The organism is Rhodococcus sp. 14-2483-1-1 (assembly GCF_002259335.1).
In the GTDB taxonomy this organism is placed as follows: domain Bacteria; phylum Actinomycetota; class Actinomycetes; order Mycobacteriales; family Mycobacteriaceae; genus Rhodococcoides.
Genome location: NZ_NPFX01000022.1, coordinates 430,966 through 446,228, shown reverse-complemented (window position 1 = coordinate 446,228; position 15,263 = coordinate 430,966). Strand labels below are relative to the sequence as shown.

Below are 15,263 nucleotides of genomic sequence, written 5' to 3'. Positions count from 1 at the left end.
TTGGCTTATCTCCAGCAGCAACCCCTAAGTTTGCCGATTAAGGTTTGCTGGGATGGGCCCATTCATGCTTAGCAAGCGCTTTAGGATAGGAGAAAGTTCCCTTTCTAAAAGCCACTTCTTCTCGACTATTTTGCCCTAATTTATTGCGATTCTGGCAGCACATCCAACTCGTTAACAATTTGTGCCTGCTCATCCTGGAGTTCGATCTTGTCAATTCTACGAACCCAATCGTCGAACAATTGTTGGCCATCAAGGAAGCTTTGCGCGCCTTCGGCTAGTGTCTTGAGTGGCCTACGGACATCCCTACTCATCTTAGCAACGTCTTTTACGGTGTCTTGGAATCCCTGTACTGATTCGATGGAAACTCGACCAGAATCGGCCAGGCTTCTTGCGCCGTTAAGGAAACTCTGGACCTGTTGACTAGTGCGTTCGGCCGCTTCGCGCTCACTTATATTCGTGAGGATAACACTCATCAAGCCGTTCATGGTGAACGCTTGTTCGGCGTATTTACTTCCGTTTTCCTTGAACTCATCTGCGACGGGTGTGAGTTCATTTGCGTATTGTTTGGCGACGAAGAGGCGTGCGGCCCCGTTCTTCTTTCCAGCGGCGGTCATCATGGGGTTGTACTTATTTGTGATATCCGCGACTTGACTCATAAGCGCGCCATACTTCTCGATAGTTTTTTGCCACTCTGGAAAGAGTTCTTCCTGGGCGGCGATGGCATCCAGTATCCCCAATGCGTCGTCGGCCTCATCGGTGTCGTCACCGGGGGATAGTGCTTTTGGGTCAGAATCGCGCTCCAGTTTTCCTGGTAAGTACTCCGGACGATTAGCAACTTCAGCTGATATTTCGACTAATCGCTCGGCAAGTTGAGCTACGGCGGTAAGGTAATCTTCGCCCTCTTGGTCTTTTACGCGAAGCTTGGTGAAGTCGACGTACTGACTTGCTGCGATAATCCGTCGTACTTCGTCCTCGGAGTCTTCGACTAGATCGTCGACCGGTGCGTACAGGATCGGAAGCACCAGCTCTGGTACTTGGCGTGCTTCCGCATTTGCCGCGAAGATAATCAGCTCCTTGCGGCATTCTTCGCTGGCTAGGAAGCGCGGTGTAACGATTGCAATGAAAAAAGAGGTCGCTGTGAGTGCGTCGTCAATGGTTACACGCCACTTCTTGCCCCAGGCTAAATCTTCCCTGTCCACAAAAAGGTCAAGACTGCTTCCCGTTAGGAATTCATATTCCTGCTTGAGAAGCTCAGCTAGATTTAGTATTCGGTCGTGCTGCGAGTCGTTGTCTTTGTGGACGTAGCTCCAAAAACCGGTTGGATGAACAATGCTGTCATCTTCGAGTGGCATGGAGGAACCGTACCGGATGGTCCAGTCGAATCGGGCATTTTGCGATGATGCGAAGGTTGGTCGGCAAAATCCGCCGCACCAAGGCCGAGTTTACGAGCGTGCTTGCGGATTGGCTCAAGACAAATCCGGTGAAAAGCACCAGGGGCGATGGCAGTTACGACAGGACTCAGGCCACCGAGAGTGGCACTACTAAGCCCGCCATCGAAGCCTACGCAGACGCTCATTAGACACTAAAGCGCAGCTAGATCGAAGACCGATCTAGCTGCGCAAATGCTGTTTTCTAACTGGCGGACGGGTGCAGAACCAGACTAATCGAGTTGATGCAGTAGCGCTGGTCGGTCGGCGTGGGGTAGCCCTCGCCCTCGAACACGTGGCCGAGGTGACTGTGGCAGTTGCGGCAGACGACCTCGACTCGGCGCATTCCCAGCGTGGTGTCCTCTTTCAGAATCACGGCGTCGCTGTCGGCCGGGTCGAAGAACGACGGCCAGCCGCAGTGGGATTCGAACTTCTCGGTGCTGCGGAACAATTCGGCTCCGCAGGCCCGGCATTCGTAGATGCCTTCGGTGGTGGTGTCGGTGTACTCGCCGACGCCCGGGCGTTCGGTGCCTGCTTGGCGGAGCACCGCGTACTCCTCGGGGGTCAGCTTCTCGCGCCACTGTGCGTCGGTGAGCTGGACGGCGGGAGCGGAGTTGTTGTCGGTTGCTGAACTCATGCTTCCACGCTAATACGATTTGTCTGGCTATGCCGTTTTCGCTGGTGGCGCGCTCGGCAAAAGGTAGTTCGGTTCGATCCCGTCGTCCAGTCGTCCTTCGCTTCGAGCGGCGAAATAGCGTCCGACGAGAACACCGAAGATGACGACGATCAGCAGCGCCCACCCGAACGTGGTTCGGAGGTAATCGAGGGCACGGCCCGTTTCGATCCAGCGCCCGGACAGCCATCGGTCGTAGTTCATGAACCCGTAGATCGCGAGCCAGGCGGGCCAGTTGCGAAGTAGTGAGTTCTTCAGCACCACAGTCATGAGCAGCGGGAACAGCATCATCGAGTAGTACATCTGGCCCAGCGAGCCCAGCAACCAGTGCGCGGTGAGGATCAATCCCGAGGTGGTCGCGCAGAAGAACAGACGGTCCTCGCGGCAGTATCGGTACAGCAGCCACAGCGACACCAGAACCATGATCCCCAGAACCGCGCGGATGCCGAGGGTGAGCAGTTCGGGAACACCGTAGTAGCGGCCGTTGCCGACGACAGCGCTGTTGAAGTAGTCGCGAGTCTGCAGCAGGTACGGGAGCGTCCGGTCGATGAAGTTCATCGGGTCGACCGACAGCGGCCAGGCGATGGCCATCATGACAACTGGGATCGCGATCGAGGTGATGAAGACCTTCCACTGACGCGTCATCAGCGGTAGCAGCAGCAGCGGCGCGAGCATCGGCTTGACCGCCAGAGTCAGACCCATGGCAACGCCGGCCGACAGGTCTTTGCGCTGGAGTAGAAACCCGAGGAACGCTACTTCGCCGAGGAGGACGAAGCCGTTGAAGTTGGTGAACACCAACGTGTTCGTCACCGTCTCGCTGACGAATGCGGCGAGGAGCAGCGCGGGAGCGGCAACCGAATCGAGCCGGAATCCGAAGATGCGTAGCAGGATGTACAGCGCCACGAGAATTGCGATGGTGCTGGCGATGATGAACAGCCAGCGAGATCGCTCGGGGTCGATGATGGCTATGGGGGAGAGCAGCATCGTCGCACTCGGTTGGTACAGGTAGTGCGGATCGACGGAGTCGAAATTCGCCGTGTACACCGGCTGTCGATTCAGGAACGCCAGAGCTGCGCTGTACACGGGATTGAAGTCGTTGGTGATATCACCGTTGACCGCCTTGATGACCACCCGCTGGATCACGGTCATGATGGCGATGGGCCACAGGGCGTACTTGATTACCTCGGCGGTCGTCCGCCCTGAACGCGGCTCCAGAAAGCTAAGTGACACCCGCGAACGGTACCCGAGCCGGTGCCGCACCAGAGAAAGGACACCCCGCAAGTTCAGCGGGCCGACCGACGGAACCTACCGGCAGGTATCGATCGCCGGAGTCCGGTCGAGGAATCAGGCGGGACAGACGGTGCCGTCGGTGGGAAGCGAAGTATCGAGCGCGTAATTCACCGCAGCGCTCTGCAGACACTGCGATCCGCCGAGGCTCGGGTGTCCGCTGCCCTGCCACGCCGCCGACGCCACTGCTGCACCGGTTGCCCCGACCAGCCCGGTGACCGAGGACAGGCCTCCGTTGCCGACGATCGGGTCGCCCGCGTTCGACAGGACCAGTACCGGAACGTCCAACGAGGTGGGCAGGGGGATCGACGGTGCTGTCGGCCAGGAGGAGCACAGCAACGCTGTCAGGGCGGCGTCGGTGCCGTAGACCGGGTAGCGGTCGGTCCATTGCGACGACAGGTCACGCACGCCCTGCGGAGACGGCCACTGCTGGCCGTCCGTGCACCGGGAAACGAACTGCCCGTCGGTGCCGTAGGCATTTCGACCTCGTTCGGCGAGAGCGAGCAGAGCTGCGGTGTCGGAGCCGGCCGCTGCGGACAAGGTCGTGGACAGGGTGGTGGCCCGGGACGACGCGTCCCCTGCAGTCGATGCGAGCGCGAAGGTGATGCCGTCGAGAATTTCGTGAGTGGACAGCGGTGCGAACTCGCCACCGGCGGCGCGTCGGAGCAGCTGCTGCACAGCAGCCGTCGGATCGGCCCCGAGTGAGCAGTTCAGCGCGACGCATCGTTGTGCGAACGCCGCGAAGGCTGCTTCCTTGCCCTGGGTGCGTTGCTCGGCCAGCGTGATCTGATCGGTGTTGACCCCGGGCGGCGAATCGAGAATCAGACGCGAGATGTTGTCCGGGAACTTCGCCGCGTAGGCCAACGCGGTGAGCGCACCGTTCCCCGATCCGATCACTCCGATCTGGTTCACGCCCCAGAGCTGCCGCAGACGGTCGAGATCGTCCGCGGCGTAGGTGGTTCCGAAGGCGAGTTCCTGTGGCTGGAGTGTGTCGGTGCATTCGATGGTGGCGTCTCGGCCTGCGTCGACTGCGCGGTCGGCGGTATCGGCGTCGGATCTGGTGAACTGTCCCAGGGCATCGACTGCTGTCTTGGTAGGGGAGTCGATGGTGTCGTCGATGCAGTCCACAGCGGTGGAGCGGCCGATCCCGCGCCGATCTACGGCGACGATGGGGTGAGCTTCCAGCAGTGTCGAGAGCGGACCGGCTGCCATCGTCGCCAGTGTGGCGATAGAGGATCGATCGGAGCCGGAGGTGAACACCAGCGGACCCGCATCGGCCGGCGTTCCATCGAGTCGGGCGCGCAGAGCGCCGACGGCGAACGTGCCGAACATCTGCCCGCTGGCATCGACATCGGCCTCGTATTCGGCGCACTCGAGTGTCAGTCCGGGCGTGGTCGAGGTGAGCCCGAACGTCCCGAGAGTTGCGGCGGTGCAGTCGGCCCAGTCGAGGTCGGTCGTCGGCACGGCGAGAGCAGCCGGCTCCGGCGGAGCCTCTGCGGACGGCTCGCCGGGCTGACCGGGGGATCGTTGCTCCACCGCGACATCGGGCCGGATCGACGGCCCGGCGCCGCAGGCCGCGCACATCGTGGCCACGACGAGGACGGCGGCGAGCAACGTACGTTTCTGCGTCACCGTGCGAGGCTATCGACTTTTCGATCGATGCCGCACCGAGCGCTGCTCATGGCCGACGCACCCAGCGTGTGAGCAGCGTTCCGTCCGCGTCAGCGAGAACGTGCGCCCGCTGCATCGGTGTGTCGGAGCCACTGACCGAGTGTGCGATGCGGCCCGCCTCTCCGGCGACGAGCATCGGCGAGATCGTCAGGCACAGATCGTCTGCCGCCCCGTCGGATGCGAGTTGCCCGAACAGTCCTGGTCCGCCCTCGCACAGGATGCGACGAAATCCGAGTTCGCTCAGCGTGTCGACGATGTCTTCGGTCGACACCGATTCACCGGACACCTCGATCACCGTTGCGCCCGCGGAACGCAGCGCGCCCACCTTCGCAGCGTCCGCCGCCACCGAGGTCAGCACCACCGGCTGCACTTCGGTGTCGGTGACGAGCCGAGAATCCGCATCGATCGAACCGGAGGCGGTGACCACCACGATCGTCGGAACCGGTGCCAATCCGCCCGCCACCCGCCGTGCCTTTGCTTCGGCGGACAGCGAGACACCGCCGTAGTTCTCGGTGCGAGCAGTTCCGGCCCCGACGAGAACGGCGTCGCACAGCTCTCGCAGAATGCCGAACAATCGTGAGTCTGCGGGGGTTCCCAAGCCCGCCGACTTTCCGTTCGCGGTGACAGATCCGTCGATGCTGGCGACGAAGTTGGTGCGGATCCACGGTCGGCCCAGGTCTGCCGGGTAGGCGTACAGGTCGCGGACGGCATCGTCGACGAGAATCGACCCGACGGTGGACGCGGACTCGGCGGCCTGCTCCGATGTGAAGTAGGTCCCAATATCGAGAAGCTGCATGAGAGAGATCAGACCACGTCGTTACGCTCGACAAATGCCCGCACGCCTTGTCGACCGAAATCCCGTGGTCCCCTCCGATCAGCTGATCGCGCAGATGGTCCCGCCGGCGATGTTCGACGACGTCAGCTTCTCCTCGTACATTCCCGACCCCAAAGAGCCGACCCAGGCTGCTGCGGTCGCGAAGGCCGAGGAATTCGCGAACAAAGTTCAGAAGATCCGCGGCAAGGGCAAGCGCGGACTTTTCGGCAAGAAGACCCCGGCCACCGGTGCGGGTCTGTACCTCGACGGCGGCTTCGGCGTCGGCAAGACCCACCTGCTGGCGTCGATCTACCACAGCGTTCCCGAGCCCAAGGCGTTCGGCACCTTCGTCGAGCTGACCCACGTGGTCGGCGCACTCGGCTTCAACAAGGCGCTGGAAGAACTCTCGGGCCACAGCGTGCTCTGCATCGACGAGTTCGAGCTCGACGATCCCGGCGACACGATGCTGGTCTCGCGGCTGCTGTCCGAGCTGTCTCAGCGTGGAGTGTCCATCGTCGCGACGTCGAACACCCTGCCCGGCCAGCTCGGTGAGGGCCGCTTCGCTGCCGAGGACTTCATGCGGGAGATCAAGAAGCTCGGTTCGATTTTCGAGTCCATCCGCGTCGACGGCCCCGACTACCGCCACCGCGACCTTCCTCCGGCCCCCGAGCCGACGTCCGAATCCGAGCTGGTCGAGCGCGCGGAGACCATCGACGGCGCAACCCTGGACGGTTTCGACGAGCTGTTGGCGCATCTGAGCACGCTGCACCCTTCGCGCTACGGCAAGTTGCTCGACGGCATTCCTGCGGTGTTCCTGAAGAACGTGCACCCGGCATCGGATCAGGCCATTGCCTTGCGCCTGGTGGTGCTCGCCGACCGCCTGTACGACGCGGGCATCCCGGTGACAGCCTCGGGCGGCAAGCTCGACGAGATCTTCACCGAGGAGATGCTGGCCGGCGGTTACCGCAAGAAGTATCTGCGCGCGACCTCGCGTCTGCTCGCTCTGTCCCGCTTCGCCGCAGTCGGCTGAATCAGCGTCACAGTCGTACCTGCATGACGTAGTCGTCGTGTGTCTGCACGCCGACAACGAATGTCTTGGTGCCGACGATCTCGAATCCGTGCTTCGCGTAGAACTTCTGGGCACGCACGTTGAGTTGATTGACGCCCAGCCACGCTCCTGCGCAACCGGATTCGCGCGCGTGGGTCAATGCGAACGAGATCAGCCGTGCCGCCACTCCGCCGCCGTGCTCGGCCGGCCGTACGTACAACTTGCTGACTTCCAGCGTCGGATGGTGCGAGAGGGCTGTTCGGATATCCGGGTCCGCTGGAGCGCCCGACACGAGCATCGCGTACCCGACCACCTCGCCGGTGGGTGTTTCGTCGACCAGAACGGTTCGGTTCGGGTCGGCAACGTAACCCTCGAAATTGCTGACCGACAATACGTTCGAGATGAAATGCTCGATGTCCTCGGTGCGAGTTCCCGGTGGGCAGGCGAGTGGAAAGGTCTGCGCGGCCAATTCTGCGACGTTGGATACATCGGCACCTGTCGCCACACGAACACTCACAGCAGATCCACTGCGTTCTTCGCCTCCCGCAACGACAAGCCGGTTCGATCGCGCAGCAGTTTGATGGCCGAGATCGCCTTGCCCTCCGACTTCAGCGACTGCAACCGCGGGATGAGGTCGTCCCAGGGTGTCGGACCGGACTGAGCCGCGTCGACGATGGTGGACGAGGACGGAAAGGGTTCGCCGCGTTGAACGTTTTCGATCGCGTTCTTCGCTTCGATGAGACCGGCACCTGTCCGTTCACGAAAGATCTTGATGGCCTGGATCTTCTTGTTCGCCGCCAACAACTGATGAATGTCTGCACGGGCGTTGCCATCGAGGCCGATCAGCCCGATGCTGCGCGATGTCTCCGGGCTAGAGCCGGGCTTCTTTCGGGCCAACAACCATGCTGCAAGCACCGCGGCATCGACGAGGACCAGAGCAACGATGAACCATCCCCAGGTCGGCATGCCTTAGTAGACCACTTCAGCGTGACGGGTCGAAGGGCGGGACGACTACCGAAGAATCGGAGAACAACGAGACCGCACCGGCAAGGGTTTTCGTCGCCGCGTCGTATTTGATCGGAGCGAGGTCGTGGCCCGCGCCCTCGATGTCGATGAGCAGTGTGGAAGCCGGGACGAGAGCGAGCGCAGCGCTCAGTTCGGCAGTGGTGCCGAACGGGTCCTTGGTGCCGTGCACCACCACCGTCGGTGTTCGCAGGTCAGGAAGATGCTGTGTACGAGCCTTTTCCGGCTTGCCCGGTGGGTGCAGGGGATAGGAGGTCAGAACGAGTCCGTCGACGAGATCCGGGCGCTCGGCTGCGATCATCGACCCTTGTCTGCCACCGTAGGAATGCCCACCGAATGCGATGAAGCCCGATGTCTCGGCGCGGAGGCGGTCGATCGCCGCGGCGATGCCCAGCCGATCCTCGGCCGACCGAGACGGATGCGGCGGGCCCTTGGGTTTGCGTACTCGAAACGGGAGGTCGAACCGCAGCACCGTGAACCCGGCTGCGGCCCACACCGCAGCGATGCGCTGCAGCAGAAGCGACTCGCAGTTGCCGCCCGCGCCGTGGGTGAGAGCAATTCCGCCACGTGACGGTGTGGACGGGGTGTGCAGATGGGCGACGCCCCCGCCGAGTTCGATGTCGGCGGGGGCGTCGGGACCATCGAGTTCAGGCATCGTTCGAGGACGTTACCTTTTTGTCGGTGTCTGCGTGGCTCGAGTCCGTGCTGCCGGTTTCGGAGCTGTCGGATGCATCCCGATCGTCGGCGTCGACGAGCTCACCGTTGTCGTCGACCATGTCGGCGAATGCAGTGCCGGCGACGGTGCCGTTCGTTCCCGGTAGCGCCACGGTGGGCCGGGCACCGGGTCGATAGCGATCGTCGAGCCCTTCGACGGATTTCTTCGCCTCCTCCATGGTGGCGTCGTCGACTGTGGGTTCGCTCTGAGCATCGTCCGACACGTGAGTGTCCTTCCATCGAAGTGTGTGCGTCATCTCCACTGTGCACTTCTATGGCGTGAATCACCACAATTGATTCGTGAAGCACGAAAAAGAGCCCCTCGAAAGAGGGTCTGATTTGTCGTACTGTGGTGCCCGATACTGGGATTGAACCAGAATCTATGCGGTGAGGCGATAATTCGTCTGACCAGGGAAAGAAGTCCTTTGACCTGGCGATAAAGGGAGCTGTAACGCATGCCACTTGTGGACACAAGCGCACTCTGAAGCTCGCAACGTTCGATTACGAGTCGATGGATGCCGCAGCCGCAGTTCAAAGGGTTCAGCAGTCGGGGTACGCGGACGGCAGCAACTACGCCGCACGCATCGCCGAGGCGGATGCATTGCTCGCAGCATCCGAAGCACGCGGTACCGGGTACGCCACGAGTACAGCAACAGGCTTCGACGGTGCAGCCAACGCGGATTGGGCCGAGAAGGACAAGCTCGCTTTGGATTCCGCAATGGTCGCCGTACGGCAGGCTCAAGAGGACCGAGACGCAACGTTCTCAAACGATAAGAAGACACAAGCTGACTGCGACCAGGCAGACATCAAAGTTGCTCAGGCAGAGCAGAAGGTACGTGATCTGGAAGCCAAGCGGGACACGGCGACTGCATCCAAGGATGACAAGACGCCGGCACCGAATGCACCCGAGCTGACAACGAACTTCACCGATGAAGAGATCGGTCTGAAGTCGGCAGAGTTGGCAGTCGAGAAGGCGAGGCTTGCACGCAACGAGGTGTATGCCGAAGCGGGTGTCACGGAGGCGGAGAAGCTCGATGCCGACCTGTCATTGCAGCGCGCCAAGAATGCTCTCGACGCTGAACGCAAGAGCCAGGCTGAAGGCACTTCAACGGGTGGCAGCAGTGGATCATAACCGCATCGAACGCCGTCGATCTCATCGGCAACGCTGCGAAGTCGTTTGTGACTGGCCAACTGTCGGACGCACTGGGCGTGATCGGCCTGAGCGATGACATGGGCTCGATCGGTGCGCTGGTTACTGGGATCGCCAACTACAAGCCGGTCGAAGGTAGCGAGGCCGCTACAGGCTTGAAGCAGTTGTACGGCAACACATTTGCGGATCAATTGGGTATGGCAGCCGAACTCAATCCTGATATGAAGTTCGACCCTCAGGAATGGATGAGGAAGCTGGCAGATCAATTGCTCGTGCCTGCTGTCCTTCGCGACTCAGGTGGACCACTGCCTCACGGTATGGCCGCACTCAACATGTCCGGCGACACAGAGCACGTCTACACCGGCAAGCAGAACAGCATGTTCAAAGAGCTGGCATCGATCCGTGCGTCAGTCGGCGGACAGAACAGCAGCGGGCAACTTGATCTCAGCGAACTGAACAGGCAAGTCAGTGCGCTGGCCGAGAACGCTTCACGCCCCAACGTCACCTATCACACCGATTCGATCGCTGCCGCTATGCGCGAAGACCGCGTGAGGCAAACACGGCAGTCACTCTCGTACTCGCGGAGGTGACGGAATGCCAAAAGCAGCAAACGCAGTCTGCAACGAACTCGGATGCCCACAGATCATCAAGTCCGGTCAGGGCAAATGCCCACAACACCGCAGAGCAGCCGATAAGAAGCGCGGCACATCCACAGAACGGGGATATGGCGCTGGACATCGACAGTTGCGAGCCATCTGGCAAAAGCGGGTAGCAACAGGCACCGTCCTGTGTGCTCGCTGTCAGCAACTGATCGTGCCGGGCACACCGTGGGATCTCGGGCATGACGACCACGACCGAAGCGTGTACGTCGGACCCGAACACGCAACGTGCAACCGCGCAGCAGCAGGACGCGCAAGCCACCTGTACCGCTAACCAGCACACCGCAGGTCAGACTGACACGTAACAAGTCTGACCTGCGGAAAAGTGGTCTACCCGCCCCGGGATCCCCACGCCCGAACGCCCACGGCAGCCCTGACCGAGTCGTTAGCTTCCGTCTGCTTGATGCTGCTGCGCCGGTGAAGATTGATTCACCGGGACGACCTTGTGTGTCGGTGCGACCTAGTAGCGTCCAAGCATGGCAATCAACGAGAACACCACCCTCGAAGCAATCCTGGCTGCATCTATTCAGGATGCTGGTATTTACTTCAATGATTGGGACCGTGCAGAAGCGGCGAGTGACGAGTTCGGCAAGACAAAGGCTCACGGCCAGATCGATGCCACCCTCCGCATCGTGCGCCGTATCGACGCTGATTCGTTCGACATGTTGAGGGCTGACCGTCTGGCCCGCCTAGGCAACGACAACTGGACTGACGATCTCGATGAGTAGCAAGGCAACCCTGGCGGTATCACCTTGGGGAGTGTGCCCAGCGCGCCCGTGGCTGAGGGCCGTCTTTGGTGCGAGGGGTTCAAAACTTCCGCACGTGACCGATTTCTGGATTCGGTGACGTGGTAATCGCCGAGGTCACCCGTACATTCGCGAGAAACCATGCGGCGTATGCGGCGTTTGGCAACGTCTGACTTCGCATGTTCAAGTAGCGTGACCGCATGCATTCGCGAGTCAGGTGGCAGCCCTATGTCAGGTGAAGCAGAACAGAGGAAGGGTCGCCAGGGTGCCATGCTGGCCAAACGCTGGCTGGAGCGGACCACCCGCGTCAACCGGTCGCTCCTCAACCCTGACGGTATGGCCGCAAAGAAGCTGACTCTGCAGAAGGCTAAGTACGACAACGTAAATTCTGTCTTTTCGTTTGATCTGGGCGGGAGTTTCAGAGGCGGCGATCTTGACGGTCAGGACTTCATGGCCGAGTGCAAGAAATACGCAACGGCCTCTGATCTACCGAAGCATTTTCGGGCGTTTCTAGCTCATTGCTACCGAGCGATAGCGACAGACCATCACATGGCGGACCAGCTTCTCTGGATTTCTTTCGCTCCACATGGCGGGGATAAGTGGGACAAACTCTCAGGAACCGAAGCTGTCAAACAAGCAGTTCTTCATAAAGACCTGGTTGACGTGAACTTCAAAGAGGGTGAAGATCCGGACGAGTCATTCTCGGACGATATTGCCACAGAAGTCTCTAAGCGAGTTTCAATCCTGATCTTGTCCGAATGGCAAATTGAAAACCTCATCATGAGCCAAGAGCATCATGGAGTAATTGAGAAATATATAGTCGAGAACGCGAAGGAAGTAATGTGATGGCCTCGATTGAAGAGATCTTCAACGCCACCGATGCGCTCGACTTCCATGATTCAGTGAGGCGAGTAAAGCGACTGGCCGCAGATGCGCTCCGAGGGGCGGACGAGAATGTAACAATTCTGTCAACCGAAAATTTCAACCATTCGTATCTCCCCGACTTTGTAATGAAGTGGGATAACCGGCCGGTCGGGTCAGATCGATTAGTGTTTCTCCGTGCCTCGTCGTATGCGGAGGAAATAGAAGAGGATGTGCGGACGCTGGCGGACAGGCAACCTCTTTTCGTCAGGTTGAGTGAATTTCGTGAATATGACTCGCCTGTTGGTGAAGCAGTTGAAGCTCTTGACCGTTCAGCCGGCGAAGCGCAGAGCCTCGTCACGAGCATTCCTGCCATCGGCTTCCTCGATGATTCGCCCCGTACCGGGCGCATGTTGTCTTCGTTTGTCATGCGTGGCGGGCGCGGCGTAGTCGAGGACGAAGAGGCGCAATCGTTGTCTCGCCAGGTTGAGGATGGCTTCGCTGGAGCGATGGAGTCTGATCGCACTAGAACAGCTGTCGCGGTCGAAGCGGTTGAAGGATTGTTGAATCCTCGTGCGACTGCAGAATTTTCGCACTTATTTGAGGCTGCTTGGATTAGTAGCGGCGCATCGGCTGCCGATTTCCCCGGTGGTGTTACATCGATTGGTGAGAATCTAACTCCAACCACTTTGCGTCAGTTGTTCGACATAGTGCCAGAGTCAATCGAAGATTTTTGGCAGCAAATCGGCAACTCTATTGCCTCCAATTCCTTCGATGGCATGCACTTAGTCGGAGAACAGACCCGACTGCAATTCATTATGAGGAATGCCGCCAAACGCCTCGTCTCCAACCGTTGCAACGTTAGACGCACAAAGAGGTCGGACCAAGCGAATGACCCCTTCATTTGGCAAGTCGAAGAAGGAATCCTAACGCTTCGAGGCGGTGGCTATCAAGGATGGTTGGGGCAGGTGCCTGCCGCGGAGGCCGGGGACGATGAGTACTCCATCGATGAAGCGCCAACTCTTTCGAAGCTCTCCACTCGCTCAGATGACGCTGATCTCACTCTTGCGGAGATCAGCGTCCAAGACTCCGGGAACATTGTTGTCAGCTTCTCGTCAGTGGACGACAGGAACGTGGCGACGAGCGATTTGGTTGGCAGGGTCTCAGACAGCCTCGGAACCTCAGTACGTGTAACAGAGGCGGTTTCGCGGGTAGAGGGCAAGAATGTTTACATCGACTACGCCAAAGGGCTTGCCAGGCCGAAGACCAGCGCCAAGGTTTCGGTGCCCGGACTGTTCTGGAGCGGCTGGAACTTGATCGCTGAGATGAACGATGATGTCCGCACAGATCTTCAAGTTGCTCTCGGTTTGGATGACGGCAGTTCGGCAGGGCCTCCGGCTGGAACTGGAGGCTTGGCTGTGCCGACCGAATCTACGGCTGTCGCGCAGGAGGCGTCCGCGGAAGATGAGGGCGAAGGCTGAACTGCGATAGCTAGGCGTGCGTAGCGTTTTCCGCTCTTGGAACTGGAGTACCCCTTGGCCTCCCTGCCGATGCCAGGGGGTGCTCCGAAGCCCCACAGTGCGACACGACCTGCGGTGAGGCGGAAAATGGTGTGTACGTATCAGGGGGCCATCGGGACTGTCAGTCACCCGGCCCGTCCGGCATCGACTCAAGGGTCGAAAGACACGCCCATGCATGCGTTTGTTATGGAATCGTTACAGACCGTGATCATCCTGGCGTTTTCTATACCTCCAGGGTTAAACGCATCGGCGTCTCTTAGGCCCCCTGTAACCACACAGACAGATCGCAAGGGCGAGTGGCAAGCCCGTTGTGGGCCGTTCGGCAAACCTCGAATCAGGGCCGAGCGAGCGCCGCAGACGATGAGTTGCCTGGCGCATGGAGGTGCAAAACATGGCTAGCATCGATAGACCGCTTGCAAAAGCTGCCAGACACAAGCGAAAGGGAGTGAGCCGTTATGACCGCAGTATCACCTTACGAGATTGATCAAAAGGACGACGTTGTTGAGTCGGTTGCTAAGGCCTACTCCCGTCGCGACTCCGACGTGGTTGACTCGGCCGTTCGTGAGTACATCGACAACCATCGAGACGACATCCACCAGCAGGTTCGCGCCGAACTTGAGAAGCTGGACGGAACACGGCTTGCGCGAATCTCGCTACTGACAGGACTATCTGCCGAGGAGATCGAAGACTTAGGCGGGGTAGTCGAATAAGGTTCTTCGGGTGCCAGCCAACGAGTCAGTCGCGGTCAGACCCACCAAGCGTGCCCTCGGGGATTTGGGCATACGCGTGCCCAACGCCGATACGCTTCTGCACGAGTTGGAACACGCGTGTGTCTCAGACGCTCAGCGTCTGCCTGAGATTGTTCTGGCCCAAAGCGCTGAACGCATCGTGAGCATCTCAGACCGGGTTTGGTTTAAGTGCCGCTCTGGCGACTCCCGGTCTGCGATTGTCAGGTTGCGGGATGGCGAAGTTTTCCCCGGCATACGGCATGAGGACTGGCTAGGCCGCTGGTGGATCGGCGCTGCCGGTGACCGAGCAGACGACAGCCCACAACGCGACTTCTATTCCAAGCTTTCAGTTGAGTGCAGGCGCAATGGCACCTCCATGCACCTGCTGCCGACAGATTGGGACGAAAATAGGCTAAAGCTTGAGTTGGGCGCTCTGTTCGAGAGGCGTGTCAGAAACTCAGTACTAGATGCAGTTGCGCTCAGCCTTAAGATCGAACGAGGCGTCCGGATGAGGGCGGCCAACCACTACTTCCAAGCCTATGTCTCGCCTGACAGTCAGGACGAGGTTTACCTTTTTGTTGGCGCGGGGGGTATCTACAACGCGGCAGTTCTTGCGGTCATGTTGTCGGCCATCCCTGGAGTCAAAGTTGAGGACTGGCAGCCAGAGCCATCAGGCGAACAGCACGGTGCCGATCCTCAGAGTGGTGAGATCGTGTACTCGACGCTCCTACCAGAGGAAGCCGTTGCGGAATTGCGAAGCAGAGACCTCAGCGGTTTCGATCCAGAGGAGCCTGTTGCATAGCCAAAGCATCCACGGTAGCTAAGCTTGCTCCGTTTGTTCGGCTTCGCCACGTGAGCTTAGCTACCCTGTCAAGCTCTTAGCCTGCTTGAAAAATCTCATTCTCAGCAAGTTCCTTTGCACGAGAGGCGTATTCGCCGCAA

General features: G+C 59.9%; 17 protein-coding genes. 8 read left to right on the top strand and 9 right to left on the bottom strand.

The features are described 5' to 3' along the window. Positions 1-140: 140 nt before the first annotated feature. The 5 genes from CH294_RS23000 to CH294_RS22975 form a co-directional block, all read right to left on the bottom strand. Entirely contained in the window at positions 141-1,352 is a 1,212-nt protein-coding gene (locus tag CH294_RS23000; protein WP_094739143.1) for a toll/interleukin-1 receptor domain-containing protein, read from the bottom strand. 280 nt (positions 1,353-1,632) lie between these two features. Beyond that, positions 1,633-2,064 (bottom strand): peptide-methionine (R)-S-oxide reductase MsrB, encoded by a 432-nt coding sequence (gene msrB, locus CH294_RS22990; protein WP_094739141.1) that lies wholly within the window; start codon positions 2,062-2,064, stop codon positions 1,633-1,635. A 27-nt stretch (positions 2,065-2,091) separates the two neighbouring features. Further along, complete coding sequence (locus CH294_RS22985) at positions 2,092-3,330, bottom strand: glycosyltransferase family 87 protein (protein ID WP_094739194.1); 1,239 nt, start codon at positions 3,328-3,330, stop codon at positions 2,092-2,094. A gap of 114 nt (positions 3,331-3,444) precedes the next feature. Next, entirely contained in the window at positions 3,445-5,019 is a 1,575-nt protein-coding gene (locus CH294_RS22980; RefSeq protein ID WP_094739140.1) for an alpha/beta fold hydrolase, read from the bottom strand. A 46-nt stretch (positions 5,020-5,065) separates the two neighbouring features. Continuing rightward, positions 5,066-5,854: a pyrimidine reductase family protein gene (locus tag CH294_RS22975; protein WP_094739139.1), complete on the bottom strand. Its 789-nt coding sequence runs from the start codon at positions 5,852-5,854 to the stop codon at positions 5,066-5,068. Positions 5,855-5,888: 34 nt separating this feature from the next. Between CH294_RS22975 and zapE the strand changes: the two genes are divergently transcribed. Continuing rightward, complete coding sequence (gene zapE, locus CH294_RS22970) at positions 5,889-6,902, top strand: cell division protein ZapE (RefSeq protein WP_094739138.1); 1,014 nt, start codon at positions 5,889-5,891, stop codon at positions 6,900-6,902. A 7-nt stretch (positions 6,903-6,909) separates the two neighbouring features. Here zapE and CH294_RS22965 read toward each other — a convergent pair whose 3' ends face one another. Genes CH294_RS22965 through CH294_RS22950 form a run of 4 tightly spaced genes read right to left on the bottom strand, consistent with a single transcriptional unit; the run spans position 6,910 to position 8,881 of the window. Further along, complete coding sequence (locus tag CH294_RS22965) at positions 6,910-7,437, bottom strand: GNAT family N-acetyltransferase (protein WP_094739137.1); 528 nt, start codon at positions 7,435-7,437, stop codon at positions 6,910-6,912. Beyond that, positions 7,434-7,886 carry a ribosomal protein L7/L12 gene (locus CH294_RS22960; RefSeq protein WP_037153171.1) on the bottom strand — a complete coding sequence of 151 codons (453 nt, stop codon included), beginning with the start codon at positions 7,884-7,886 and terminating at the stop codon, positions 7,434-7,436. Before CH294_RS22960 ends, CH294_RS22965 begins: the two co-directional genes overlap by 4 nt. A gap of 16 nt (positions 7,887-7,902) precedes the next feature. Next, complete coding sequence (locus CH294_RS22955; RefSeq protein ID WP_094739136.1) at positions 7,903-8,598, bottom strand: alpha/beta fold hydrolase; 696 nt, start codon at positions 8,596-8,598, stop codon at positions 7,903-7,905. Next, entirely contained in the window at positions 8,591-8,881 is a 291-nt protein-coding gene (locus CH294_RS22950; RefSeq protein ID WP_249305457.1) for a hypothetical protein, read from the bottom strand. The genes CH294_RS22955 and CH294_RS22950 overlap by 8 nt, the downstream gene beginning before the upstream one ends. A 287-nt stretch (positions 8,882-9,168) precedes the next feature. Here CH294_RS22950 and CH294_RS22945 point away from each other — a divergent pair, with 287 nt between their 5' ends. The 7 genes from CH294_RS22945 to CH294_RS22910 all read left to right on the top strand — a co-directional run bounded on the left by CH294_RS22945 (position 9,169) and on the right by CH294_RS22910 (position 15,123). Further along, entirely contained in the window at positions 9,169-9,789 is a 621-nt protein-coding gene (locus CH294_RS22945) for a hypothetical protein (protein WP_094739135.1), read from the top strand. A 47-nt stretch (positions 9,790-9,836) separates the two neighbouring features. Then, positions 9,837-10,397 carry a hypothetical protein gene (locus CH294_RS22940; protein ID WP_094739134.1) on the top strand — a complete coding sequence of 187 codons (561 nt, stop codon included), beginning with the start codon at positions 9,837-9,839 and terminating at the stop codon, positions 10,395-10,397. Between the two features lie 545 nt (positions 10,398-10,942). Next, positions 10,943-11,194 (top strand): hypothetical protein, encoded by a 252-nt coding sequence (locus CH294_RS22930; protein WP_094739133.1) that lies wholly within the window; start codon positions 10,943-10,945, stop codon positions 11,192-11,194. Positions 11,195-11,440: 246 nt separating this feature from the next. Further along, positions 11,441-12,058: a hypothetical protein gene (locus CH294_RS22925; RefSeq protein ID WP_094739132.1), complete on the top strand. Its 618-nt coding sequence runs from the start codon at positions 11,441-11,443 to the stop codon at positions 12,056-12,058. After that, positions 12,058-13,554, top strand: coding sequence for a hypothetical protein (locus tag CH294_RS22920; protein WP_141216537.1), 1,497 nt, complete (start codon positions 12,058-12,060; stop codon positions 13,552-13,554). The genes CH294_RS22925 and CH294_RS22920 overlap by 1 nt, the downstream gene beginning before the upstream one ends. Positions 13,555-14,048: 494 nt before the next feature. Further along, a complete protein-coding gene (locus CH294_RS22915; protein ID WP_094739130.1) occupies positions 14,049-14,303 on the top strand; it encodes a hypothetical protein in 255 nt (84 codons plus the stop codon). A gap of 10 nt (positions 14,304-14,313) precedes the next feature. Beyond that, positions 14,314-15,123 (top strand): hypothetical protein, encoded by an 810-nt coding sequence (locus CH294_RS22910; protein WP_094739129.1) that lies wholly within the window; start codon positions 14,314-14,316, stop codon positions 15,121-15,123. Positions 15,124-15,263 lie beyond the last annotated feature (140 nt).